Source organism: Streptomyces sp. FIT100 (assembly GCF_024584805.1).
Taxonomy (GTDB): Bacteria; Actinomycetota; Actinomycetes; order Streptomycetales; family Streptomycetaceae; genus Streptomyces.
The window spans coordinates 72,788-98,274 of sequence record NZ_CP075715.1 but is presented as its reverse complement, the minus strand read 5'-3'; the positions used below and the strand labels follow the sequence as shown (position 1 = coordinate 98,274).

19 protein-coding genes and 1 pseudogene are annotated in these 25,487 nt (G+C 71.3%); 11 read left to right on the top strand and 9 right to left on the bottom strand.

Going from position 1 to position 25,487, the window contains the following annotated elements:
• Nucleotides 1–30 precede the first annotated feature (30 nt).
• Nucleotides 31–1,491: an NAD(P)/FAD-dependent oxidoreductase gene (locus KK483_RS00385; protein WP_262002748.1), complete on the bottom strand. Its 1,461-nt coding sequence runs from the start codon at nt 1,489–1,491 to the stop codon at nt 31–33.
• Between the two features lie 90 nt (nt 1,492–1,581).
• Between KK483_RS00385 and KK483_RS00380 the strand changes: the two genes are divergently transcribed.
• Complete coding sequence (locus tag KK483_RS00380) at nt 1,582–2,085, top strand: GNAT family N-acetyltransferase (protein ID WP_262002746.1); 504 nt, start codon at nt 1,582–1,584, stop codon at nt 2,083–2,085.
• 205 nt (nt 2,086–2,290) lie between these two features.
• Here the strand turns inward: KK483_RS00380 and KK483_RS00375 are convergent, their stop codons facing one another.
• From KK483_RS00375 to KK483_RS00340, 8 genes and pseudogenes are all read right to left on the bottom strand, one after another.
• The gene (locus tag KK483_RS00375) at nt 2,291–2,836 is read right to left on the bottom strand and encodes a PadR family transcriptional regulator (RefSeq protein WP_262002745.1); all 546 of its coding nucleotides are present in this window, start codon (nt 2,834–2,836) and stop codon (nt 2,291–2,293) included.
• 119 nt (nt 2,837–2,955) lie between these two features.
• Complete coding sequence (locus KK483_RS00370) at nt 2,956–4,977, bottom strand: FAD-dependent oxidoreductase (protein WP_262002743.1); 2,022 nt, start codon at nt 4,975–4,977, stop codon at nt 2,956–2,958.
• A gap of 146 nt (nt 4,978–5,123) precedes the next feature.
• Nucleotides 5,124–5,534, bottom strand: coding sequence for a dihydroxyacetone kinase phosphoryl donor subunit DhaM (gene dhaM, locus KK483_RS00365; protein WP_262002741.1), 411 nt, complete (start codon nt 5,532–5,534; stop codon nt 5,124–5,126).
• Nucleotides 5,531–6,127, bottom strand: coding sequence for a dihydroxyacetone kinase subunit DhaL (dhaL, locus tag KK483_RS00360; RefSeq protein ID WP_262002740.1), 597 nt, complete (start codon nt 6,125–6,127; stop codon nt 5,531–5,533). Before dhaL ends, dhaM begins: the two co-directional genes overlap by 4 nt.
• Before the next feature lie 28 nt (nt 6,128–6,155).
• Nucleotides 6,156–7,148, bottom strand: a complete 993-nt coding sequence (dhaK, locus tag KK483_RS00355; RefSeq protein ID WP_262002739.1) for a dihydroxyacetone kinase subunit DhaK — start codon at nt 7,146–7,148, stop codon at nt 6,156–6,158.
• Between the two features lie 243 nt (nt 7,149–7,391).
• The gene (locus KK483_RS00350; RefSeq protein WP_262002737.1) at nt 7,392–8,489 is read right to left on the bottom strand and encodes a chemotaxis protein; all 1,098 of its coding nucleotides are present in this window, start codon (nt 8,487–8,489) and stop codon (nt 7,392–7,394) included.
• 58 nt (nt 8,490–8,547) lie between these two features.
• The gene (locus KK483_RS00345) at nt 8,548–8,682 is read right to left on the bottom strand and encodes a hypothetical protein (protein ID WP_262002735.1); all 135 of its coding nucleotides are present in this window, start codon (nt 8,680–8,682) and stop codon (nt 8,548–8,550) included.
• A 264-nt stretch (nt 8,683–8,946) separates the two neighbouring features.
• A pseudogene (locus KK483_RS00340) lies at nt 8,947–9,183 on the bottom strand (hypothetical protein); the annotation flags it as partial.
• Nucleotides 9,184–9,275: 92 nt separating this feature from the next.
• Between KK483_RS00340 and KK483_RS00335 the strand changes: the two are divergent.
• From KK483_RS00335 to KK483_RS00290, 10 genes are all read left to right on the top strand, one after another.
• The gene (locus KK483_RS00335; RefSeq protein ID WP_262002734.1) at nt 9,276–9,989 is read left to right on the top strand and encodes a FadR/GntR family transcriptional regulator; all 714 of its coding nucleotides are present in this window, start codon (nt 9,276–9,278) and stop codon (nt 9,987–9,989) included.
• Nucleotides 9,970–11,418 carry a hypothetical protein gene (locus KK483_RS00330; protein ID WP_262002732.1) on the top strand — a complete coding sequence of 483 codons (1,449 nt, stop codon included), beginning with the start codon at nt 9,970–9,972 and terminating at the stop codon, nt 11,416–11,418. Before KK483_RS00335 ends, KK483_RS00330 begins: the two co-directional genes overlap by 20 nt.
• Entirely contained in the window at nt 11,415–13,274 is a 1,860-nt protein-coding gene (locus tag KK483_RS00325; protein ID WP_262002730.1) for a GMC family oxidoreductase, read from the top strand. Before KK483_RS00330 ends, KK483_RS00325 begins: the two co-directional genes overlap by 4 nt.
• Before the next feature lie 110 nt (nt 13,275–13,384).
• Nucleotides 13,385–13,834: a universal stress protein gene (locus tag KK483_RS00320; protein WP_262002728.1), complete on the top strand. Its 450-nt coding sequence runs from the start codon at nt 13,385–13,387 to the stop codon at nt 13,832–13,834.
• A 603-nt stretch (nt 13,835–14,437) separates the two neighbouring features.
• Nucleotides 14,438–16,558, top strand: a complete 2,121-nt coding sequence (locus tag KK483_RS00315; RefSeq protein WP_262002726.1) for a hypothetical protein — start codon at nt 14,438–14,440, stop codon at nt 16,556–16,558.
• Between the two features lie 52 nt (nt 16,559–16,610).
• Complete coding sequence (locus tag KK483_RS00310) at nt 16,611–19,217, top strand: hypothetical protein (protein ID WP_262002725.1); 2,607 nt, start codon at nt 16,611–16,613, stop codon at nt 19,215–19,217.
• A 165-nt stretch (nt 19,218–19,382) separates the two neighbouring features.
• Entirely contained in the window at nt 19,383–20,573 is a 1,191-nt protein-coding gene (locus KK483_RS00305; protein ID WP_262002723.1) for an acyl-CoA dehydrogenase family protein, read from the top strand.
• Between the two features lie 9 nt (nt 20,574–20,582).
• Entirely contained in the window at nt 20,583–21,482 is a 900-nt protein-coding gene (locus KK483_RS00300) for an oxygenase MpaB family protein (protein ID WP_262002721.1), read from the top strand.
• Nucleotides 21,464–23,800: a serine/threonine-protein kinase gene (locus KK483_RS00295; protein ID WP_262002719.1), complete on the top strand. Its 2,337-nt coding sequence runs from the start codon at nt 21,464–21,466 to the stop codon at nt 23,798–23,800. Before KK483_RS00300 ends, KK483_RS00295 begins: the two co-directional genes overlap by 19 nt.
• Nucleotides 23,801–24,126: 326 nt before the next feature.
• Nucleotides 24,127–25,470: a DUF2252 domain-containing protein gene (locus KK483_RS00290; protein WP_262002717.1), complete on the top strand. Its 1,344-nt coding sequence runs from the start codon at nt 24,127–24,129 to the stop codon at nt 25,468–25,470.
• Nucleotides 25,471–25,487 lie beyond the last annotated feature (17 nt).

Genomic DNA, 25,487 nt, shown 5'->3' with positions numbered 1-25,487 from the left:
CGCCGCCCTGCCCGCCCGCGCCCCGCGCGGCTATACGCCGCCGCCCGCCGCGTCCCGCCTCATCGGGGGCCCGGCGGGCGTGGCGCCGACCGGTCCGAACAGCACCGCGCGGGCCACCCTCGGCGAGAACAGCGTGGTGACGGGCGCGCTGAGCGTCAGCACGGAGCGGAAGGCGGGACCCACGACGTCCGGGTCACCGGGGTACCGCTGCTGTACCCGCTTCAGATACCAGCCGACGGGGCGCTCCACGGCCCGCGTGGCGAGCCCGCTGCCCACCGCCCCCGGCATGCTCCGGTCCGCGCCCGCCGAGATGTCCCACGCCTGCCGCGACGCCGCGAAGAGCGCCTGCTGGACCCGGCGTGTCGTCGGTGTACGGCGCGGATCGTCCAGCGTGTCGCGCAGCGCCACCGCGCACTGCGCCGCCACCGCCATGCCCTGGCCGTAGACCGGGTTGAACGTGCACAGCGCGTCGCCGGTGGCGAGGAATCCGGCCGGGCGGCGGCCCGAACGGTCGTAGCGGCGGCGGACGTTCGCCGTGGAGCGAAAGCCGAACGGCGGCGTCTGCGGCTCCGCCTCCAGCAGCCACTCGTGCACGAAGGGGTGCGGGAAGCGGGCGGCGAAGGCGGTGAACCCTTCCTCGTCCGTGGGCGGTTCGCAGCCCCGCAGACCGGAGAAGATGGCCAGATGGGTGCCGTCCTCCAGGGGCAGCACCCCGCCGCCGTGCACCTGCGAGGCGTTGGGATAGACCCAGTACGCGAGGGATTCCGTGCCCAGGTTCGCGCTCCTGTTGCGGTAGATGCGCGAGGCGTAGGCGAGACCGGTGTCGATGGTCTCCTCCTCCGGGGCCTCCGCGCCGATCGCGCCGAGCCACTGCGGGGCACGCGAGCCGCGCCCCGACGCGTCCACGACCACATCGGCGAGGAGCGTACGCGGTTCACGGCCCGCTCCGCCGTTCCCCGCGTCCCCGCCGCGCTCGCGCAGCAGTACGCCCCGGACCCGGGAGGCGTCACCCACCAGCCCGACGGCCTCCGCCGGTCCCACCACCGTGATCACGGGGTTGGCCAGCACCCGCTCGCGCACCAGATGCTCGATCTGGGCGCGGGAGCCGGTGTAGATGTGCGTGGTCGGCGCGGTGCGCCGGAACCAGGTGCCGTCGCTCCACGACACCATGTCCGCCGGCATGCCCACCCGGGGCGCGCCAGCCGCCCGCAGCTCCGCCATGAACCCCGGCAACAGGGAGTCCAGGGCCAGCTGGCCGCCCTCAAGGAGCACATGCGCGTGCCGGCCCTGCGGGACGCCCGCACGTGGCTGCGGGCCATCGGGGAGGCGGTCGCGCTCCACGACGGTCACCCTGTCCGCGTGCCCGGCCAGCACGTGCGCCGCCAACAGCCCCGCGAGACTTCCCCCGATGACGACGGCATGGCGCCCGTTCGCCCCGTTCGTCCCGTGGCTCCGTCGCCAACTGCCCGTGTCCTGCTCATGGTTCACCATGTCCGCCCCTCGTGGTCAGCGAGTCGATCCGGGAATGAGATCCAGGAACGATCAGTATCCCCACCCCCGGGGCTGCGTAAGGTTCCCCTCATGCCCGTACTCCAGCGCCTGCGCGCCGATCACGCACCCGCACTGCTCGCCTTCGAGCGGGAGAACCGGGCCTACTTCGCCGCGTCCGTGCCCGACCGCGGTGACGACTACTTCGCCCGTTTCGACGAACGGCACGGTGCGCTCCTCGCCGAACAGGCCACCGGGCTCTGCCACTTCCACCTGCTGGTCGGCGGCGACGGTGAGGTGCTCGGACGCGTCAACCTGGTCGACGTGGCGGACGGCGCCGCCGAGCTCGGGTACCGCATAGCCGAGCACGCCGCAGGCCGGGGCCTGGCCACGGCAGCCGTCGGCCAGGTGTGCGCACTGGCCGCGGAGGAATACGGCCTGACCGCGCTGCGGGCCGTCACGACGCTCGACAACGCCGGTTCACGCTCGGTCCTGGCCCGTTCGGGGTTCACCCGCGACGGCGAGCTCCTGGTGGACGGCCGCCCGGGCCTGCGGTTCGTACGGACCCTTCCCCGACCGTCCGTCGACGCCCGCTAGGTCGTGTCTTCAAAGTCCCGTCTGCCCGGCGACGCCTGGCACGCACCCTCGCTGCGTTGTCGTCGGTCGTCTATGTCCCCCGTAGCCCATCGGGCACGGGAGGTGCCCCCACCGCATGGACTCCCTCCTCCGCCTCGCGATCGCACGCACCAGACACCGCCAGGCCCCGCCCTCCGGGCGGACGACGCCACTGTGAAGACACTCCCTAGGGGCCGGCCGGCGGGCGGGCCAGCTCCGCCAGCGCATGGGTGAGCCACTCGATCCAGAACCGCTCCAGATCGATCCCGCCGCGCAGGACGACATGGCGCAGGCGGTCCTCCGCCGTGTCCCGCTCCGGCGGGAAGTGCCGCTTCTCGATCGCCTCGTACTCGGCCAGCTGCCCCTCGTGCAGGGCGAGATGGCGCCGCAGCTCCGCCTCAAGGCCCTCCGTCCCCACCACCGCGGCCGCCCGCAGCCGCAGCAGCAGCGCGTCCCTGATCGGCTTCGGTTCCTCGGCACTGCCCACCCACGCGGTCAGCTCCGTCCGCCCGGCCGGCAGCACCTCGTACTCCTTCTTCTGTCCGCGCGTGGGCCCCGGCGACGGCAGCGCGCGGATGAACCCCGCCTCCTCCAGCCTGCCCAGCTCGCGGTAGATCTGCTGGTGCGTGGCGGACCAGAAGTAGCCGATCGACCGGTCGAAGCGGCGGGTCAGCTCCAGACCGGACGACGGCTTCTCGAGCAGGGCGGTCAGGATCGCGTGCGGCAGGGACATGTCCGCATCCTAGGGACGCCGCCGCGGCCCCGGGGCCGCGGCGGTTCGGATCCTGCCGGGCCCGCGTGCCGGGCGTCGCACCGGGCGTCGCGCGCCGGTCGGGATGCGCCGGACACTCCCTAGACCGCCGCCGCCAGCCGGGTGCCCTGGTCGATGGCGCGCTTGGCGTCCAGCTCGGCCGCCACGTCCGCGCCGCCGATGAGATGGACGGTGTGACCCGCCGCCTTCAGCTCCTCGTACAGCTCCCGCCGCGGCTCCTGCCCCGTGCACAGCACGACCGTGTCCACGGCGAGCGTCGAGCGCTCGCCGTCGACGGTGATGTGCAGACCGTCGTCGTCGATCCGGTCGTACGTGGCGCCCGCGACCATCGTGACGCCCCGGTGCTTGAGCTCCGTGCGGTGGATCCAGCCCGTCGTCCTGCCGAGGCCCGCGCCGACCTTCGTCGTCTTGCGCTGGAGCAGGTGCACCGTGCGCGGCGGCCTCGGGCGCTGCGGGGTGCGCAGCCCGCCGGGCTCCGCGTAGCCGGTGTCCACGCCCCACTGCCGGAAGTAGGTCTCCGGGTCCAGGCTCGCCCGCTCGCCGCCGTCGGTGAGGAACTCCGCCACGTCGAAGCCGATCCCGCCCGCGCCGACGACGGCGACGCGCTCGCCGACCTCGGCGCCGTCGCGCAGCACGTCGAGGTAGCTGACGACGCTCGGGTGGCCGACACCCTCGATGCCCGGGGTGCGGGGGATGACTCCGGTGGCGACGACGATCTCGTCGTATCCGCCGAGCTGTGCCGGGGTGACCCAGGTGCCGAGCTTCACGTCCACGCCGCGCAACTCCAGCTGCGTACGGAAGTACCGCAGCGTCTCCTCGAACTCCTCCTTGCCCGGCACCCGCTTGGCGACGTTGAGCTGTCCGCCGATCTCGTCCGCGGCGTCGAAGAGGGTCACCTCGTGCCCGCGTTCGGCCGCGGACACCGCGAAGGCGAGACCCGCGGGACCGGCCCCGACGACGGCGAGGCGCTTGCGCAGCCGGGTGGGGGACAGGACCAGCTCGGTCTCGTGGCAGGCGCGCGGATTGACCAGGCAGGAGGTGATCTTCCCGCTGAAGGTGTGGTCGAGGCACGCCTGGTTGCAGCCGATGCAGGGGTTGATGGTCTCGGCGCGCCCCTCGCGCGCCTTGGCCACGAAATCGGGGTCGGCCAGGAACGGCCGTGCCATCGACACCATGTCGGCGCGCCCCTCTGCGAGCAGCCGCTCGGCCACCTCGGGCGTGTTGATGCGGTTGCTGGTGACGAGCGGCACCGACACCGAACCCATCAGCTTCTGCGTGACCCAGGTGTAGGCGCCTCGCGGCACGGAGGTCGCGATGGTCGGGATACGGGCCTCGTGCCAGCCGATGCCGGTGTTGATGATCGTCGCACCGGCCGTCTCGATCTCCTTGGCGAGCGCCACGACCTCGTCGAGCGACGAGCCGCCCGGCACCAGGTCCAGCATCGAGAGCCGGTAGATGATGATGAAGTCCTCGCCGACGCGCTCACGGGTGCGGCGCACGATCTCACGAGGGAAGCGGGTCCGGTTCGCGTACGAGCCGCCCCAGCGGTCACCCCGCCGGTTGGTGGCCCTCGCGATGAACTCGTTGATGAGATAGCCCTCGGAGCCCATGATCTCGACGCCGTCGTACCCGGCGGACTTCGCCAGCTCCGCCGTGCGCACATAGTCGTCGACCGTCTGCTCGACCTCGGAGTCGGTCAGGGCGTGGGGCTGGAACGGACTGATCGGGGCCTGGAGCGCGCTGGGCGCGACGAGCTGCGGATGGTACGCGTAACGGCCGAAGTGCAGGATCTGCAGGGCGATCCGGCCGCCCTCGGCGTGCACCGCGTCGGTCACCGCCCGGTGCTGCGCCGCCTCCGCCTCGGTGGTGAGCTTGGCGCCGCCGTCGTAGGGACGTCCGGCCTCGTTCGGGGCGATGCCGCCGGTCACGATCAGGCCGACGCCGCCGCGCGCACGGGCCGCGTAGAAGGCGGCCATCCGCTCGAAGCCGTTCTCCGCCTCCTCCAGGCCGATGTGCATGGAGCCCATCAGCACCCGGTTGGGGAGTGTGGTGAACCCGAGGTCGAGCGGGCTCAGCAGATGCGGATACGGGGTCGGGGTCATCGGGGCGCCTCCTCGCGCACTGTGTGTCGACCCCTTTTGTAGACCCCCGCGGAACCGTTGTGCAACAAGTTGCACAACGACTCCGACGTGAGATGCGCTACGCCGCCGAGGCCCGCGACCCCGCTCCCGGGCCACGGACAGACAGGTCACACCTTGTGATACGTGTACGCCTCCTTGGCCGCCGCCTCCACCGCGTCCAGATCGGCGCCCGCCGCCGCCGTGACCACCGCGGCGACCGCGCCCTCGACGAACGGCGCGTCCACGAGCCGGGTCCCGTCCGGCAGCTCGTCGCCCTCGGCCAGCAGCGCCTTCACCGTCAGCACCGCACTGCCGAGATCGGCCAGTACGGCCACACCGGCGCCCCGGTCGACGTCGTACGCCGCCCGCGCGACCAGCTCCGGGCTGGTGCCCAGCCGGCCGTCATCGGTGCCGCCCGCGGGCGCCACGGGGACGCCCTCGGCACCGCCCGCCAGCCCCCGGGCGAGCTCCACGACGGACGCCGCGACCTGCGCGCTGTGCGAGACCAGGACGATGCCGACCGGCTCGCCCGTACTCATCGTCCCGCCTCCTCAAGGGCCGCGATCAGCAGCGCCGACGACGTCGCCCCCGGGTCCTGGTGCCCGATGCTGCGCTCGCCCAGATAGCTCGCCCGGCCCTTGCGCGCCAGCATCGGCACGGTCGCGGCCGCGCCCTCATCGGCGGCCTCCCGGGCGGCCGCGAACGACTCGCCCAGCGCCGCCGCGGCCGGCTCCAGGGCATCGAGCATCGTCTTGTCCCCGGGCCGAGCCCCGCCCAGCTGCGCCACCGCCGCGACCCCCGCCCGCAGCGCGTCCGCGAGCTGCTCCCGCGACACCTCCGGCGCGTCGCCCAGCGCCTTGCCCGTGCGCCGCAGCAGCGTCCCGTACAGCGGCCCGGAAGCCCCTCCGACCGTCGAGATCAAGTGCCGCCCGGACAGGGCCAGTACGGCCCCCGGCGTTTCCGGCGCCTCCTTCTCCAGCACGGCCGTCACCGCGGCGAAGCCGCGCTGCATGTTGGTGCCGTGATCCGCGTCGCCGATCGCCGAGTCGAGCTCGGTCAGCCGGCCCGCCTCGCGGTCCACGGCCGCGGCGGTGGCCGACATCCACCTGCGGAAGAACCCGGTGTCCAGCACAGGACCTCCTTCACCCTGCCCCATGGAATCAGCGCCCCCAGCGCAGCGCGGGCGTCTGCACCGGCGCGTCCCACAGCCGCAGCAGCTCCTCGTCCATCGCGCACACCGACACCGAACAGCCGGCCATGTCGAGCGAGGTGACGTAGTTGCCGACGAGTGTGCGGGCCACCGGAACGCCCCGCTCGCCGAGCACCCGGTGCACCTCCGCGTTGAAGCCGTACAGCTCCAGCAGCGGCGTCGCGCCCATCCCGTTGACGAGCACCAGGACGGGGGTCGACGGCTTGAGGTCCTCCAGCACCGCGTCCACGGCGAAGTCCGCGATCTCCCGCGACGTCATCATGGCCCGCCGCTCCCGGCCCGGCTCACCGTGGATGCCGATGCCCAGCTCCAGCTCCCCGGAGGGCAGATCGAAGGTCGGGCTGCCCTTGGCGGGCGTCGTCACCGCGCTGAGGGCGACGCCGAAGCTCCGCGACCGTGCGTTCACCTCACGCCCGATGGCCTCGACCCGCTCCAGCGGCGCGCCCTCCTCGGCCGCCGCACCCGCGATCTTCTCGACGAACAGCGTCGCCCCGGTGCCGCGCCGACCCGCCGTGTACAGGCTGTCCACGACCGCCACGTCGTCGTTCACCAGCACCTTGCCGACCTGGACGCCCTCGTCCTCGGCCAGCTCGGCGGCCATGTCGAAGTTGAGGACGTCACCGGTGTAGTTCTTGACGACGAAGAGCACCCCGGCGCCGCTGTCCACGGCGGCCGCGGCCCGCGCCATCTGGTCGGGAACGGGGGAGGTGAAGACCTCCCCGGGGCAGGCGGCCGAGAGCATTCCCGGCCCCACGAACCCCCCGTGCAGCGGCTCGTGCCCGGACCCGCCGCCGGACACCAGCGCCACCTTGCCGGCCACGGGCGCGTCGCCCCGTACGACGACCCGGTTCTCGACGTCGACCCTCAGCTCGGGGTGGGCGGCGGCCAGCCCCCGCAGGCCGTCCGCGACGACCGTCTCGGGGACATTGATGAGCATCCTCATGACTACCTCCTGACGAGACTAGCTACCCACACTCTGCACGGCATTCGCCAAGAAGGGGTCACTACGGATCACTCCGGACCACTTCGGGAGCCGGACGCCGGCGGCCCTGGGCGGCCAAGGGGCCGCTCGGCCGGGACGGTTGCTCCGTTGCTCCGGCTCGGCCCCGCGGCGCGCCCGGTGGCCGAGCCGAACTCGTCGGCCAGGGGAACGCGGTGGCCCGGGGCGCGCGGTGGCGCAGAGAGCTCAGTAGCGCAGGGCGCTCGCGATACCGCCCACCTCGGCGAGCGTGCCGTCGGGCACGAACCGCACCTGGGCACCCGTGTCCAGCGACCGCTCGACGATCTCGTCGACGATGTCGGTCACGGCGTCCAGGTCCCCGGGCTCCGCCGGCACGAGGTGTCCGCCGGACTCGCGCACCGTCTCCCGGTAGTTCTCCTCCACGGCGAGCAGCGCCACCCGGCCCGACTCCACGTTCTGGTGGATCTCGTCGAGACCGGCGGCGAACGCCCGCCGGCCGCGGGCCCGGTCCAGGTCGTCGAGCACCCCGGAGACCTCCTGCTTCGCACGCTCCTGGAGGACCGGCCTGACCGCCTGCCACACGGCGTCGCCGGGTCCCGACGCCAGCCCGCCGTGCGTCAGCCGCCCGGTGGCGCCCCTGGACACGGTCCCGACGTCGTCGAGGAGCGACAGGGCGGCCGCCTCCCCGGCGACGTACAGCGGCCGGGGGTCGGACTTCAGCACGGCGCCCATCGCCGCGTCCGCCCCCTTCAGGAACTGGCGGGTCGCCTCGTCGGTGAAGGTGCTGGGCACATCGCCGATCTGCTCCCGGCGCTCGGCGTCGAAGTTCTCGTTGGTCCGGGTCAGCGGGAAGCCTCCGGTCTCCGACTCGGTGGCGCGGTCCGCCGCGCCGCTCCACAGGCTGACGCGGTCGGCCGACACGGCCAGCACCCAGACGGGCCGCTCGACGGCCTGCGCCGACACGAGGTTCCGGGTCAGGTACGTGTCCGAGAGCACGACGCGCTCGGGCACGCTCCGGCCCACCATCCACACCTCGTGCTCTCCCGGCGCGGCGAAGATGACCAGCCCGTCCTCGGCGTGCACCAGGTCGATCTCGCCCAGCGCCAGATCGAGCTGCTGGGTGACGTCGATCCGGGTGTCCCGCGTGACGGCCGGATCGGCTTCGAGCCGCTCCTTCGCCTCGGTCATCAGATTGCGCAGCCGGACGGGATCCTGCGCCTTGTCCGGATCGCGTCGGTGCGTGGGCATCAGCACCGACACCGCCGGATAGCGGCGCTGCCGGCGCAACTGGGCAAGGACATCGGAGGTGAGAGAGGGGTACATCGGAACCCTTTCCGACCGTGCGGGGATGCTGAGTGCCGAGTGCCGGGTGGAGCAGGCCCTATCGGGCGCCGGTGCCGGGGAGGGGGACGCGCGGACGGCGACCGCCGGGTCGGCCGGGGGCCTGAACGGCGTCGAAGGCGTGATGCGCGGCCAAGAGGCTGTCGTCGTGGCCGATGACGATGAGGTCGGGCATCAGCGGCTCCTAGGTCGTGTCTTCAAAGTCCCGTCTGCCCGGCGGCGTCTGGCACCCACGCTCGCTGCGTTGTCGTCGGTCGCCTATGCTCCGCATGGACTCCCTCCTCCGCCTTGCGATCGCACGCACCAGACGCCGCCGGGCCCGCCCTCCGGGCGGACGACGCCACTTTGAAGACACTCCCTAAGGCCTGCAGGTCACGAGACCGGCACCTTTGAACCATATGCCGGATTCCCGGCACACGCGTCCGGATGTATCGCGCACCTATCGGGTGGCCGAGGTCAGGCGCTCTAGGCGCCGCCGGCGGTCCATCTGCCGCCACTCCGGCCGCAGCCCGCCGAGGTTCGTGGCGAGGAAGTACGCCGCCGCGCCCGCCAGCAGGACCGGCGTGAGCCCGAAGGAGGCCACCGCCACTCCGGCGATCAGCCCGCCCAGCGGGATACCGGCCCAGGCCAGCGAGGTGCTCAGCGCCTTGACCCGGCCCAGCAGCGGACGCGGCACCACCGTCGCGCCGGCATCGCGTGCGGGCCATTGACTTCACCGGCATGCGTTGGTTGAGTGGCTCATCCACTGAGCCACTGGGGAGGGATGGCGTGGAAGCACTGCCGCGCGAAACCATCGTCGACGTCCTGGAGAACCGGCTGCGGGAGGACATCCTCACCGGGCGGCACCCCTCGGGCAGCCTTCTGCCGCCGGAGCGTCTGCTCGCCGACGGCTACGGCGTCACCCGCACCACGCTCAAGCACGCCTTCGGCCGCCTCGTGCAGGCCGGGCTGCTGGAGACCCGGCACGGCGTCGGCACCCGGGTGCGCGACTACGCCCGGCTCGGCGGGGCGGACCTGCTGCCCATGCTCGTGCGCCACAGCCCGGACTGGGTCGGTGAGATCTTCGAAGTGCGGCGCAGCGTCGGCGCATTGATCGCCGAGCGCGCCGCCGCCCGCGCCGGCGGGCCGCAACGGGCGGAGCTGCGCGCCCTGCTGGAAGCCGTGCGGGACGCCGAGGGCGGGGACGCCGTGCAGCTCGCCGACATCGAGGTGCACCGGGCGCTCGCCCGAGCGACCGGCAACCGCGTCTACGTCCTGCTGACCAACACCCTCTTCAACGCCTATCTGCCGGTGCGGGCGGCGCTCGTCGGGCCGTTCACCGACGCGGAGGCGGCGTACGCACGGCTGGCGCCGGTCGTCGCCGCGGTGGCGGCCGGCGACGGGTCCGGCGCGCGGCAGGCCGCCGAGGAGTATCTGACGGCCACGGAGCGGATCATGCTGGACGGACTGGGGAAGGGCTCGCATGAGTACGGATCACGGTGAAAGGAGCGCGCGCGGCACGAAGGGCGGGAGGGAAGCGCGGTTCACGAGGGGCACGGCCTTCGGCGAGACGATGCTCGGTTCGGTCCGGCTCGACGGCGAGGAGCGCACCCGCCGGGTCCGTCTCGACCTGCGCGTCTCGGCCGACCGCGCCCTGCGCCCGCTCGGGACGACCGAGGCGCGCGCCACCGGACGGATCCGGATCGCCGGCTGGGCCGACGACCCGCACGCCGAGGGCGAGTTGGAGATCTCCCCGCTCGCCAGACGGCGCATCCGCTACCGCGTCACGTTCACCGCCGACGGGCGTCGTCTCACCCTCGACGGCTGGAAGTCCGTCACCCCGCGCAGGCCCGTCGCGTCGATGACCGTGCTGCCGTACACCCTCCACGAGGACGGCGCCCGCGTCGGGACGGGAACCCTCCGCTTCCCCCTGGCCACCGGCCTGCTGCCCTTCCTGGCGAGCTTCCGCTTCCCGCGCCGCGAGGCCCCGGAGCCGCTGGCGGCGGCCCGTTGGAAGGGCGAGCCGGGCCGTATCGAGGTCTGGTACACCACCCTCACCGACCCGGCGACCGGCACCGGGCTGTGGCTCCACCACGAACTCACCGCGCCCGCCGACGGATCCGAGCCCTACGCGCACGGCTGGGCCGCGGTCTTCCCGAAGGACGCACCCGTACGCCACGCCCGCTTCGGCCCCGCCACGTGGGCAGGCGGAGAGGGGGGATTCGCCGCGGACGGGATCTCGGCCGGGCCCGGCCGGCTCACCGGAGCCGCCGGCACCCTGCGCTGGGACCTCACCGAACGGGCCACGGGCGCCCCGCTGTTCACCTTCCCCCGCTGGTCCTGGCGCAGGCCGCTGCTGCCCGCCGCCCAGATCCTCCCCGCCGCGACCGCCGCGTACGACGGGACCTTCTCGTACGACGCCGCACATCTGACGCTCGGGGACGCCCCCGGTGCCTCCGCCCGGATCCACGGTCACGGCAACGCGCGCCGCTGGGCCTGGCTGCACGCGGACCTGGGCGGCGGAGACGTCCTGGAGATCGTCGCCGCGGTCTCCATGCGCCCGGGCCTGCGCCGGCTGCCGCCGCTGGTCTTCCTGCGGCTGCGCCGGGCCGGCCGCACCTGGCCGCGCCGGCCGGAGCGCACCGCTGTGGGCTGGGCCGGGATCGGGCGTTTCCGCGCCGCCATCGGGCTGCCCACCTGGACCGTGACCGGGCGCGCCGGCCTGCGCCGGATCCGCGTCGAGGTCACCCAGCCCGACGACCGCACGCTCGCCCTCGACTACACCGACCCGGACGGAGCCCGCGCCGTGTGCCGCAACAGCGAACGAGCCGACGCGCACGTGCTGGTCGAGCGGTGGTGGTTCGGCGGCTGGCGCACCGAGTCCGCATGGACCCTCGACGGCACGGCGCACGCGGAGGTGGGCACCCGATGAGTTCCCGCAGCCTCACCGGCTTCGTGGCCGCCCTCATCAACGACGACTCCAGCGGCGGTTCCGCAGCCGACTGGCCCGCTCGCGTACCGGGGCGGCTGGAGACGGTCCTCGACTCGATGCCGCTGCCCGCCCGCGCCGGCGTACGCGCCGCCGCGCGCGGCCTGGACGCCTACGCCCTGGCCAGGACCGGCCGGGGACTCGCCGCCCTGAGCGCGGCCGAACGGGAGACGCTGGTCGCCGGCCTCGCGGCGCGCCCCGCACTCCTCCCGCTGCTCGACGTGGTCAAGGTGCCCGTCCTCCTGGCCGCCGGTACGGAACGCATGCTCCACCAGGGCGTACGCACCGCCGCACCGGCACGCGAGGACCCTCCGCTGGACTGCACGCCCGCCGGCGCCTGGCCCGCCCGGTCCACCGCGGACGCCGTGGTCATAGGCTCCGGCGCGGGCGGCGCCATGGCCGCGCGGACCCTGGCCCGCGCCGGACTCGACGTCGTCGTCCTGGAGGAAGGACAGCACCACTCCACCCGGTCCTTCGGCCGGCGCACTCCGCTCGACCGGTTCGCGGAGCTGTACCGGGACGGCGGGGCCACCGTCGCCCTCGGCAACCCGCCCCTGCTGCTCCCGGCGGGCCGTGCCGTCGGCGGCACGACCGTCGTCAACTCCGGCACCTGCTACCGCACTCCGGACCATGTCAGGGAAGGCTGGGCGAAGGACTTCGGCTTCGCACTCGCCGAGCGCCTCGGACCGTACCTCGACGAGGTGGAACGCACGCTGCGCGTCGCCACCCAGCCGCTGGACGTCATCGGCAGCAACGGCCGCATCGCCCTCGCGGGAGCCGAACGCCTCGGCTGGCGCGCAGCGCCACTGCGCCGCAACGCCCCCGGCTGCAAGGGCTCCTGCCAGTGCGTCGTCGGCTGCCCGACCGGCGCGAAGCAGAGCGTGCAGCTGTCCGTGCTGCCCGACGCCTGCGCCGCCGGAACCCGGATCGTCACCGGGGCGCAGGTGCGGCGCGTCCTCGTGGACCCGGACCGCCCCGGCGGCCCCCGCGCGGCCGGAGTGCGCGTACGCCGTGAGGACGGCGGCGGCGAGTTCGAAATCCTCGCACCGCTCGTCGTCGTCGCCGCGGGCGCCCTCCAGTCACCGCCCCTGCTGCGCCGCTCCGGTCTCGGCGGACACCCGCGACTCGGCCGGAACCTGAGCGTCCACCCGGCCACGAGCGTCGCGGGACGCTTCGCCGAGCCGGTCACCGCCTGGGAAGGCGTGCTGCAGAGCGTGGGAGTCGAGGAGCACCACGACGGCGGCGTCCTCATCGAGGCCACCGCGACCCCACCCGGCATGGGCTCCTTCGTCCTGCCCGGCCTGGGCAGCGAACTGCGGCGGGAACTGGAGGGCGCCGACCGGCTCGCCACCCTCGGCGCGATGATCGCCGACCGCCCCTCGGGCCGCGTCCTCGGCCGCGACCGCACCCTGATCCGCTACGACCTGGACCGCCGCGACACGGGCAGGCTGATGCGTGCCGTGCGCGCCATGGGCGAACTGCTGTTCGCCGCCGGTGCGCACGAGGTGCTCACCGGCATCCCCACCGCCCCGCGCGCCCGCACCCTCGCGGAGCTCGACGCCGTCCTCGCCCGCGTGGGCCCGCGGCAGCTGCACCTCTCCGCCTACCACCCCACCGGCACGGTCGCGGCCGGCGCCGACCCGGGACGCTTCCCCGCCGACGCCACCGGCCGGCTCCGCGGCGTGCAGGGCGTGCTGATCGCGGACGCCTCGGTGCTGCCCGGCTGCCCCGAGGTCAACCCGCAGCTGAGCATCATGGCCACGGCCCTGGCGGTGGCCGAGGCCCACCTGGAGCGCTGACGCCCGCCCGGCGCGGGGCGGTGGGGCTGCCCCGCATGGCGGACTCCGCGCGCGCCGACCGGCCCGGATGGCGGGAAGGTGGAAGGGGAAGCGCGAGAAAGGCGAGCAGGATGGACAAGCAGGATGCGGCTCCGCGCGTCGTGGTGGGCGTCGACGGTTCACCCTCGTCGCACGCGGCGCTGCGCTGGGCGGTCGACCACGCACAACTGATCGGCGCGACGGTGGACGCCGTCGGCGCGTACGAGCTGCCCGGGGCCCACGGGTGGTCGGCACCCGTCGTGGACCCCACCTTCGACGCGGAGGTCGCCAGGGAGGGCCTCACCGACGAGATCCGCAAGGTGCTGGGCGAGTCGGGCTCGTCCCAGGTCCGCACGCATCTCCTCCGCGGCAACCCCGTCGAGGTGCTCCTCGACGCGTCCGAGGGAGCGGAGCTCCTGGTCGTGGGCAGCCGCGGCCGCGGCGGCTTCGCCCGGACGCTGCTCGGCTCGGTGAGCCAGCAGTGCGCGCTCCACGCCACCTGCGCGGTGGTGATCGTCAGGCCTGAGGTCGAGGTCTCGTAGCAGGGCCGTCCGCCCTACAGGTCCGTTCGTACGCCGTCGCAGGCCCATGCCCTCGACCACGATGGTGTGAGTTGACACGTTTTGTGAGTTCTGTCACTCTTCTTGCCTAATCTTCGATTTCGATGCCTTCTGGGATGAGTGCATCGATATCCCGTCGCCCCGGGTGATCGGCTGCACGCGCCGCGATCGGTGAAGCATCTGAGGTGCCGCGCCACTTCACATGAAGTCCGCACCCGCCTCCGCATTGCCACCCGCAGGGATCTTTGTAGGCCACGGCCCGTCAATTGCGCAGCCCATCGGTCCAACCACGCGAACCAGATCGCGAGACACGCTGCCCTACCTGGGTGAGAGCCCCCGGCGCAGGCATGGGCCTGTAGCCCTTCGGGCCGGGCTGGGGCCTGCAAGCTCATCGATGAACCGGTCATCCATTGCTGCCGGCGCAGGCTCCGGGCAAGCGCCCCGGGATTCGGCATGGCTTGGCACGGCTGACGTCCTTTTCAGTTCCGGACCATCTTCGTCTCTGTCAGTGAGGTTCAGATGCCTTCTGCTTCGCTCATGCCGTTCAGTGAACTTGTGTCCTTCGTGCGGTCGAATCCGGGTTGCGTGCCGCTTCAGCAGCTGGGTGTCGCGCAGGGAGAGGACAACGTGGCGGACATCCTCAATGGTTCCACCATCAAACTCGAAACGCCGGTGGCGCATCTTGACACATCCCCCTACACGATCACGGGCGTTGTCACGCTTCCCGGTGCGTTACAAGCCTGTCCTCTGACGGTGACGTTCACCGTGGAGCAGGCAGGTGTTCGTGGGATTTCGCTGGTGTTCACCCCGGCGCAGGGCCAGCCGGGCATGCCCGGTGTGGCGGTGCCGTACGCGGAGACGGTCGCGGGGAGTCTCGCAGCGCGTCCGGAGTTCCAGGTCCGGCGGCTGGTCGTGGACTGTGACCTGGTGGACAAGGCCAACATCGCACGGTACGAGTTCACTGCCGCGGCCGTCGGGTCGCTACCGGCCGTCGCCACAGGGACCGTGGAGACGCGGTTCCCCCTACCCCCTTCCGCCGGGCAGCCCACCCGCGCCGCTGTCACGTTCGGGCCTCTTCCGTCGAACGTCGGTATGGCCGATGCGGCCGCCTGGTCGGTATCAACGGGCGTATCCCCGCCGTCGATACCGGATGTGGTCAATGGGCTGCAGCCCAGGGCGGTGACGGTGTCCTGGAGCGACGGATTCGCCACCACCCACCTCGGGGTGGACGGAACCCTGAACCTCTTCCAGCGCGAGTGCGAGGTCTCCTGCTTCTTCCAGCGGAGCGCCGGCGGCGAGGGCGGCACACCGTCGTGGGAGCTCGGCGGCACCATCACTCCCCACGGCACGGACGTGGACTTCGCCTTCGACTACACCGACGACGGCAAGCGAAAGGTCATCGCTCTGACCGCAGACACCACTGACCCCGGCACCGGCGAGGCCCCTCAACTCGACGGTGTGAAGGACATCCACGACCAGCCCTTCATGAAGCTGGACACAAGTCTCAACCTCGCGTCGGGTATCGCCCTCCCCGAGAAGCTCCTGCCCGCCAAGGTGTCCCTGACGGGCATGTCCGTGGTTTACGACCTCACCGCCGGCAAGGTCACCGCGTTGGCTGCGGGCATTTCCTGCGTACCGGATGCAAGTGTCTCTTTCATCCCCGGCCTGACCCTGGACACCCTCGATCTGTGGTTCCTCGCGGGCCGTGCCTCAGACGGCACATGGCAGTACTCCGCGGGAGCCGAGGCTCTCGGCCATCTCGGCAAAGCCCCGACGGACGACCGGACCCCACCCTGCTTCGCCGCCACCGCCCAGTTTCCCCCGGGCGACCTCACCCTGGAGATTCTCGACCCCGAGGTCCTCAAGGACTTCGACGCCACTGAGTTGAAAGACATCAAGGACTTCGCGGCACACACCTCGGACTCCGCCGTTTGCCTGGCCGACCTGAAGGCCACCTACTCACTGAGTCGGAAGACCTACAGCCTTGATGTGGACCTGGCCGCGAACCTCACCATACGCACCGACCCCGCCTTCACCCTCACCGGCATCAGCCTGTCCCTGTCCAAGGCCGACTCGACGCAGAGCACGGCCGTCGCCCTGGAAGCCGACGCCAGGGTCGGCAAGGACACCATCACCGTGGCTGCCGCCTACGAGGACGGGAACTGGACCATACGGGGCGTCCTTGAGGCTGATCCCGCTCGCGAGTGGCTCAGGCCACAGGGCCCGCCACATTTCCTGACGCACCTCCTCGATGCCCTTCCCGACCACATCCAGTTCACCGCCGGACGAAGCGCAGACGGCACCACCCTGGAACTCGACTGCACCGGAAACCTCACGATCCTCGACCAGAAAAGCTCCTACGCCATGCGCTTCATGAAAGAGGCCCATGGATGGTCGCTGGACGGGGACCTCATCATCTCGCGTGCGGACCCATCGCGTTCCCCCCTCTACTTCACGCTCGACTCCGGCGCCGACCCCCGACACACCCGCATATCTGCCCGGTGCACCGACGCCGGCGGCCTCACCGTCGCCGACCTGATCCCTTCCCTGCCATCGGCACTGCCCTTGCTCCCCGAACTCGCCATCACCCAAGCGGGCTTCACGTACGACACCGACCAAGGGCACGCCCTCAATCTCATTGCCAAACTCGGCGACACCACAACTACCGTCGCGTACGCGGCGCTGAACCCGTCTACGCGGACCTGAACCCGCGAGGCTCTGCTCTCACCAATCGCCGTCGCATGGTCTGGAGTTTCCAATGAGCACGCCCACACCCGAACCTCCCTTTGATTACGAGGCCTACTACTCGGCCTGGCAGAAGAAGAACGCGGACTCTCCGTGGCAAATCCGGGCGAAGACCTGGGAAATGAACCTCGGAGCCGAACTCGCCGAACAGGAAAGCGTGAAGGAAGCGGCGAGGCGAACCATCCGGCGCCTGCACGAGGTTCTTACTTGGGACCTGGAGAACACACAGAAAAACCTGTCGAGTACCGAGCGAGAGGAGAAAGCTGCCCAGGCCTTCTTCCTGTCCGATCCGAAGAATGCCAACAGTGCGGGCCAGATAAATGCTTCGAAGGGAATCGCGTACCTCATAGGCAAGGACAGTAGGGCCACTCTCAGGGAAATGATGACCGCGCTCTTCAACGCTGCCTATTTCCGCCCGAGCGTTGGGGGTGAGGAAATTTCCCTGAAGAGTACCATCCAGCGCATCTACTTCACGGGGGATAGGGCCGAATGCGGGCGACTTGCGGGAACACTGAAACTCAACCACCGGCATCTGGCGCCCTACACGAATTATCTGGAAAATAACGCCAAGCTCGGCAAGCTGCGTAACGTGTTCTCGGTCGGGTTCGAAAAGGACATATATGCGGTGGGGAGCCTTGCAAAATACGGATCTCATTATTTGGAATATGCGAGTTCACAGATCTGTCGCCAGCTTGGTGGCCATGGAGCCCGGAGCGACACCTTTCCGTCCGACTACCTGAGGCTGGGACCGGGTATTGGGCTCAGCGAGGGGGAAAGGGAATTCCAGAACAGTGTTCTTGTGATACCCGAGATCGATGGCCTTAGCTACAAAGAAGTCCAGCGTGGCATCGAGTTGACCGATCTGGAGATGCGTGATGTGCTGCAAAGAGAGCAGGCGATCCAGGTGCAGAACGCCTACTCCTACGGTCCAAACGGGAAGACCTTCCTCAAGTATTACACGATCATCAAACCCGCCAAGATCACCCCTCACAATGTGCGGGCCTGGGATCTCGACAACGCGGCGGCGTACGGCCCTGAATATCCACTTCCCTGGGTCGAGGGCTTCAAGAGTGTGGGCCTGGCGAAAGGCCCCTGGTACGTCAACAATTGCCTCCGCAGGGGATATCCACTTGTTGCCGGCCTCTCCGGGACGGCCGCACGGATGTTCTGCACCTTCGCTTGGATCAACGTCCCCGACACCCCAGCCATAGACTTCGTCAAAGCGCTGCTGGCCTGGATGCTCCCGGTTCGCGACCACTCCGTGTACGAGATCCTCAAGGCTGTCCATATCGCCATGCTCGATCCGAAGGATGCCGGCACCTGGAGCTGCGAGAGCTTGGTTCTCCGCAAACGCAAGGAGAGGCTCCTTTCGAGCGGTAGGGACAACAGTCAACTGGACGAGTTGACCGTGCTGCTGAAAAAGGGAGCCAAGGAAGCCTACCAGGGGCTCAGCGAAAAGCTCGGCACGAAATCCCCGACTCCGCACCCCAAACAGGATCTGGCCGATCTGTTGACAACGTGGGCCGAAAGTCGGGACAAGGCCGCAGCGGACAGGAAGCCCCTGCCGTCACCGCCTCTCAGTGCGCTCACCGTCGATGAGGCGTCACTGGTGCTCGCCATGGCGAAATACCTGCCTCTCGTGACAACTCCAGGAAGCCACCCGGACGACGGGACTGTGAGAAGTAAACTTCCCATCAAAGAAGCAGGCGCATTTTTCAATGGCAGCTTCAAAGGCTCCAACGGGCTTACTCGATACTATTGGATGAAGGAGTGGCTGAATTCCCTTGGTGTGGCCGGCAAAGACATCGTTTCCACCGAACCCTGGGAGACACTGGCCACTGTATGCGGAGTCTATGTGTACTCATCGGGTAGTTTCACGTTGTTGAACGCAGCCGACAAAGTGGCACCCAAGGGCAGAGCCAAAGCGATCCGAGACACCGCGATCGCGACGGCAGAGAAAGATCTGAACAGAGCGACCCCAACCAGCAAGCATAACGATCTGCCGGTCGTCATCACCGATCCCAAGCAACTCGGCGCAACCTGGGAGAAGGCGCTGGACGATGCCAGAGAGGCCAACAAGGACGGGGCGACAGAGGCGGCGAAGAAGCAGGCGAAGCAGTCCAGAAAACAGCTGGTCGCCGCAATCAAAGCATACGACTGGAGGCCCTTGGACGAGCAGCTCAAAATGTGCTCGGACGCTGCCACCGCGCTCGGGGGCATCAAATTTCCCGCCATCGCAGCCGGTACGCAAGTCTATCGAGGAACGTATAAACCGAAGGTGTCGTTCTCTCCAACGGTCGTCAGCAAGAAATATGCCACACCAAAGATTACAAGCACTTCTCGAAAGTACGACATAGCTCAGAGGTTCGCCTATGAGCATTCCGGGTATCTTTTCAAAACCCCTGTCCTGGATACGATCACGTTCCCCGGTAACGGTGAGGCCACCGGGTTGTACGCTGAAATCTACGGACTCAGCCGGGTGCCCTCAGAGGCGGAGGTGATCATATTCGGTGGCGTAACGCTGACGCGCACTTCAGAACCCAAGACGGAAACGACGACCTACGACGGCGACGAGTTCACCTGCATAGAGGTGTCACACCTACTACCGCAGAAGCGTTAGCCTCCCCGTTTCGCTTCGGCATGGCGGATGGCGGGCCGCGACCTCGTCCCACGCGGGAGCACCGACCGGCACGGTGAACCGGCATCCCCGGCGCACGGCTCTTCCGGATTACTGCAACGCGTTCTAGTCTGTGCCGCCGCAGCGACGACCACGCCTGGAGGGGCCGTGCACCTCGAATACACGCCTGAGCAGCAGCAGTTGCGCGCCGAGCTGCGTGCGTACTTCGACGGGCTCGTCCCCGACAACGCGTACGCCCGCTACGCAGACCCCGCCGCCCAGAAGCGGTTCTACCGCGAGACCATCCGCCGTCTCGGGGCCGACGGCTGGCTCGGTGTCGGCTGGCCCGAGGAGTACGGCGGCCGGGGGCTGACCCCGATGGAGCAGTTCATCTTCTTCGACGAGGCGGCCCAGGCGGGCGTACCGCTGCCGCTGATGGCGCTGAACACCGTGGGCCCGACGATCATGCAGTACGGCACCGACGAGCAGAAGGCGCACTTCCTGCCGCGGATCCTCTCCGGCGAGATCGACTTCGCCATCGGCTACAGCGAGCCCGACGCCGGGACCGACCTCGCCGCGCTGAAGACCCGCGCCGTGCGCGAAGGCGACGAGGCCACCGGCCACTACACGGTCAACGGGCAGAAGATCTGGACCACCAACGGCGACACCGCCGACTGGGTGTGGCTCGCCGTCCGCACCGACCCGGACGCCCCGCCGCACAAGGGCATCACCATGCTGCTCGTCCCGACCTCCGACCCGGGCTACTCGTGCACCGTCATCAACACCCTCGCCTCCCACGACACCACCGCCAGCTACTACGAGAACATCCGCGTCCCCGCCGCCCGCCGCGTCGGCGAGGAGAACAAGGGCTGGCGGCTGATCACCAACCAGCTCAACCACGAGCGCGTGACCCTGGCCGCCCACGGCACCATGGCCATCCGCGCCCTCCACGACGTCCAGCGCTGGGCTGCCGGCACCAAGCTCGCCGACGGGCGCCGCGTCATCGACCTCGGCTGGGTCCGCGGCCGGCTCGCCCGCACGCACGCCAGGCTCGACGCGATGAAGCTGCTCAACTGGCAGATGGTGGGCGCCGTCGAGGCCGGCACCCTCACCCCGCAGGACGCCTCCGCCGTCAAGGTGTACGGCTCCGAGGCGCGCCGCGACGCCTACGCCTGGCTGATGGAGATCGTCGGTGCCGCGGGCGCGCTCAAGGAGGGCTCGGCGGGCGCCGTCCTCCACGGTGAACTGGAGCGCGGCTACCGCTCCGCCGTGATCTTCACCTTCGGGGGCGGCAACAACGAGATCCAGCGCGAGATCATCTCCTGGATCGGACTCGGCATGCCGCGCGTACGGCGTTAACGTCGAGCCATGAGCGCCGACCGCGACCCCGGGCTCTTCGGTCCCGAATCGGTCACCTGGCAGATGCACGGCGACCCCGTGATGTGGGTCGCCGGCGTCCGCGCGCTCTATCTCCAGGCGCTGCACCCGCGGGCCGTCCGCGGTGTCATGATCAACTCGGACTTCCGCAAGGACGCCTGGGGCCGCCTCATGCGCACCGCGGACTTCGTCGGCACCATCACCTACGGCACCAGCGCCGCCGCCGAGCACGCCGGCGCCCGCGTCCGCAGGATCCACCGGATGCTCGGCGTCGACGACCCCGAGCTGCTCCTGTGGGTGCACTGCGCCGAGACCGACTCGTACCTGAGCGTCGCACGCCGCTCCGGCTTCCCCCTCAGCGACGCCCAGGCCGACCGGTACGTCGCCGAACACCGCGAGAGCGCGCGGCTCGTCGGCCTCGACCCGGCCCGCGTGCCCGCCACCACCGCCGAACTGGCCGCCTACTTCAGCGCCGTACGGCCCGCGCTCGCCGCCGGGGACGACGCGCGCACCGTCGACGACTTCCTGCGCCGGCCGCCGATCCACCCCCTGCTCGTACCGGCGCGCGAACTGCTCTGGCGGCGCGTGGCGGCGCTCGCGTACAACGCGCTGCCCGCGTACGCCCACGAGCTGTACGGCCGCCCCGCGCCCCCACCCGACCGGGTCACCCGCCAACTCGGCGTCACCGGCAGGGCGTTGCGCTGCATCCCCGCCCGGCTGCGCTGGCAGCTCCCGCCGGGTCACATTCTGAAGGCGATGGCGCGACTCGGACCGGGCAGCCGACCCGCACCGTACAAACTCCGCAGTCAGGCGGCCATACTGGACGGCGGGCCGGGGAGGGCGCAGCAGACCGACGGGGGCGACAGCACGAGATGGCGGACACCAGGCTGATCCAGGGCCGGTACCGGCTGCTCGATGTGATCGGGCGCGGCGGAATGGGCGAGGTGTGGCGGGCCCGCGACGAGTCGCTGGGACGGCGTGTCGCGGTCAAGTGCCTCAAACCCCTGGGCCCGCAGCACGACCGGCCCTTCGCCGGGGTCCTGCGCGAGCGCTTCCGCCGGGAGGCCCGGGTCGCCGCCGCGCTCCAGCACCGCGGGGTCACCGTCGTCCATGACTTCGGCGAGCACGAGGGCGTGCTCTATCTGGTCATGGAGCTGCTGGAGGGCCGCAATCTCAGCCAGCTCCTGGAGGACAACAAGCAGCACCCGCTCGCCGTGCCCGACATCGTCGACATCGCCGAGCAGGTCACCGACGCCCTCGCCTACACCCATGAACAGGGCATCGTCCACCGGGACCTGAAGCCGGCCAACATCATGCGGCTCACCGACGGCACGGTGAAGATATGCGACTTCGGCATCGCCCGCCTCGGCCACGACATCGGCTTCACCTCACGGCTCACCGGCACCGGCATCGCCATGGGCACCCCGCACTACATGTCGCCCGAGCAGATCAGCGGCGGCAGCGTCGACCACCGCAGCGACCTCTACTCACTGGGCTGCGTGCTGTACGAGATCGCCACCGGAGCCCCGCCGTTCGACCTGGACGACACCTGGGCCGTCCTCGTCGGACACCGCGACACGCCGCCCGAGCCGCTGCGCAAGCACCGCGCCGAACTGCCCGGCTTCATCGACCGGATCGTTCTCGACCTGCTCGCCAAGATGCCGGAAGGCCGGCCCGCCGACGCCAGGGACCTGCGCCGCCGGTTCACCGCCGCCGGGCGGTCCACGTCCGTCGGGCTGTCCCCGGACGGAACCGAGCGCCCGGCGGTCGTCCCGGCCCAGCGGGAGCCCCAGCGGGAGCCCCGGCCGGAGTCCGGACACGTGTCGGGGTCCGGGCACGTGTCGGGGTCCGAGCGCGCGTCCTGGCCCGATGACCCGTCCGAGCGCCGCCTGCCGTCGTGGACGCGGGGCATGACCACCGGCCACAAGGCCGCCGGCGCCGGCCTGCTCCGCCCCACCCCGCCGGACCACACGGCGGGCCTCACCGGCGAGTGGACCACCGGCGTCGGTCTGCGTGCACCGGTCCCCGTGCAGCTGCCCCGCCCCGAACGCCCCGCCCCGCCGCCCGAGCTGCTCGCCGTCCTCACCAGCCGCCACAACGCGGGCCTCAGCCTCGGCCGGCTCGGCCGCTGGGAGGAGGCGGGCGAGGTGCACCGCGCGGTCGCCGCCGAGCGCGATCACGCGCTCGGGCCCGACCACCCCGACACCCTCGCCAGCCGCTACGAGGTCGGCTTCACCCTCAGCAGGACCGGACGCACTGCGGACGCCCTGCGCGAGTTCGGCCGCGTCGCCGAGGGCCGCGAGCGCACCCTGGGCCCCGACCACCCCGAGACCCTGGCCGCGCGCCAGGAGACGGCGTACGTACTGGGCGGTCTGGGCCGCCACTTCGAGGCCCACCAGGTGTACGCGGAGGTCCTCGCCTCTCGTGAGCGGACCATGGGGCCCGACCACCCGGACACCCTGCGGTGCCGGCACAACCTCGCCTTCAACCTGAGCCGCCTCGGCCGCCTGGAGGACTCCTACCGGATGGCGTCCGAGGTCGCCGCCGCCCGCGCCCGGGTGCTCGGGCCGGAGCACCCGGACACCCTCGTCACCCGCTACGAAGTGGCCTACGCCCTCGGCCGGCTGGGCCGCTGGCAGGAGGCGCTGCAGCTGTACCGCGACATCGCGGCGGCCCGCGCCCAGGTCCTCGGACCCGACCACCCCGACACGCTCTCCGCCCGCTACGAGGTGGGCATCAGCCTCGGTCGCCTCGGCCGCAGCGCCGAGGCCCTGGAGCTCTACCGCGCGCTCGTCGGCGACCGCACCCGCGCACACGGTCCGGCCGACCCCGAGACGCTGCGCGCCCGCCACGGCCTCGGCGTCAACCTCGGGCGGCTCGCCCGCTGGGACGAGGCGCTTGCCGAGGCCCGGGACGTCTGCGCGGTCCGGGAGCGGGTGCTGGGGCCCGACCACCCCGACACCCTCGTCAGCCGCCGCGAGGTCGCCGTCGGCCTCGGCTGGCTCGGCCGCTGGGGCGACGCCCTCACCGTCTACCGGCAGGTGGCCGAGGCCCGCGAGCGGGTGCTCGGTGCCGACCACCCCGACGCCCTCGCCAGCCGCAACGACGAGGCGCACTGCCTGGAGCAGCTCGGCAGGGGAGGCGAGGCGGTGGAGCTCTACCGGCGTGTAGCGGCCCTGCGCCGGCAGCGCGGCGGCCACGGCGGCTGATCCCGCACTCCCGGGAGTCCCGGCCTCTGGCGCCGCACGCCCGGGAGTCCTGGCCTCTGGCGCCGCATGCCCTCGGAGTCCCGGCCTCTGGCGCCGCACGCCCGGGAGTCCTGGCCTCTGGCGCCGCATGCCCTCGGAGTCCCGGCCCCTGGCGCCGCACGCCCGGGCGCTCCACGGTCCGGCGCCGCACCCCGGCGCCGCACCCCGGCACCGCACCCCGGCGCCGCACCCCGGCGCCGCACCCCGGCACCGGCGCCGCACCCGGGCGCCGCACCCCCGCCCCGGCTCGACTGTCGCGCGCCGCGGCCTGCCCGCACACTGTCACCATGACACCGGACCTGTCCGAACAGGTGCGGCGCGGCCGCTCCGTACGCAAACAGGTGCCCCGCTCCTCGCTCGGGAGCTGGATCCCCGGCGCGGACCGGCCGGATCCGCTCGACATCCTCGAGGAGCAGGCCAGGACCCGGGTGCCGGAGCTGGTGCCCATCCGCTACGGCCGCATGGCCGCGTCGCCGTTCGCGTATCTGCGCGGCGCACCCGCCGTCATGGCCGCCGACCTGGCCCCGCGGCCCGCCACCGGCCTCACCGTCCAGCTCTGCGGCGACGCCCATCTGCTGAACTTCGGCGTCTTCGCCTCCCCGGAGCGCACGCTCCTGTTCGACCTCAACGACTTCGACGAGACCCTGCCGGGACCGTTCGAATGGGATGTGCAACGGCTCGCCGCCAGCGTCGCCGTGGCCGCCCGGGACAACGGGCAGCCGGACGAGAAGGCCCGCCGCGCCGCCCAGGCGGCGGCCGAGTCGTACCGGACGACGATGGCCCGCCTCGCCGGACTCGGCGAACTCGACGTCTGGTACGAGCGCATCACCACCGACGACATCGCCCCGCTAGTGCGGAGAATGCGCCGCGAGCGCTTCGAGGCCCAGGTGGCCAGGGCCCGCCGCCGCACCAATCTGCAGGCCGTGGCCAAACTCACCGAGCTGACCGGCGAGGGGGAGCGCCGCATCGTCCATGACCCGCCGCTGCTGGAAGCGCTCGACCTCCCGGAAGCCGCGGAGGTGCACAAGATCCTCGGCGCCTACCGCAGCACGCTGCCCGAGGACCGGCGGGTCCTGCTCGACCGGTTCCGGTTCACCGAGGCGGCCCGCAAGGTCGTCGGCGTGGGAAGCGTCGGCACCCGCTGCTACGTGGCGCTGCTGACCGGCAGGGACACCGACGACCCGCTCTTCCTCCAGATCAAGGAGGCCCAGCACTCCGTGCTCGAACCCCATCTGCCGCGGTCGGCCTACCGCCACCAGGGCCAGCGCGTCGTGGCGGGCCAGCGGCTGCTCCAGGCCGCCAGCGACATCTTCCTCGGCTGGGTCACCGGGCCCCAGGGCCGCCATTTCTACTGGCGGCAGCTGCGCGACATGAAGGGGACGGCGGAGATCTCCGACATGTCCCCGGCCGTGCTGCGCGACTACGCCGGACTGTGCGGCCGGGCGCTCGCGCGCGCCCACGCCCGGACGGGGGAGCGGGTCGCGATCGCCGCCTACCTCGGCGGCTCCGACCGGTTCGACCGGGCCATGGCCGACTTCGCCCTCGCCTACGCCGACCGGACGGCCGCGGACCACGCCGCCCTGCGCGCGGCGGTCGACTCCGGTGCGATCAAGGCCACAACGGGAGTCTGACCTGCGGCCCAGCCTGC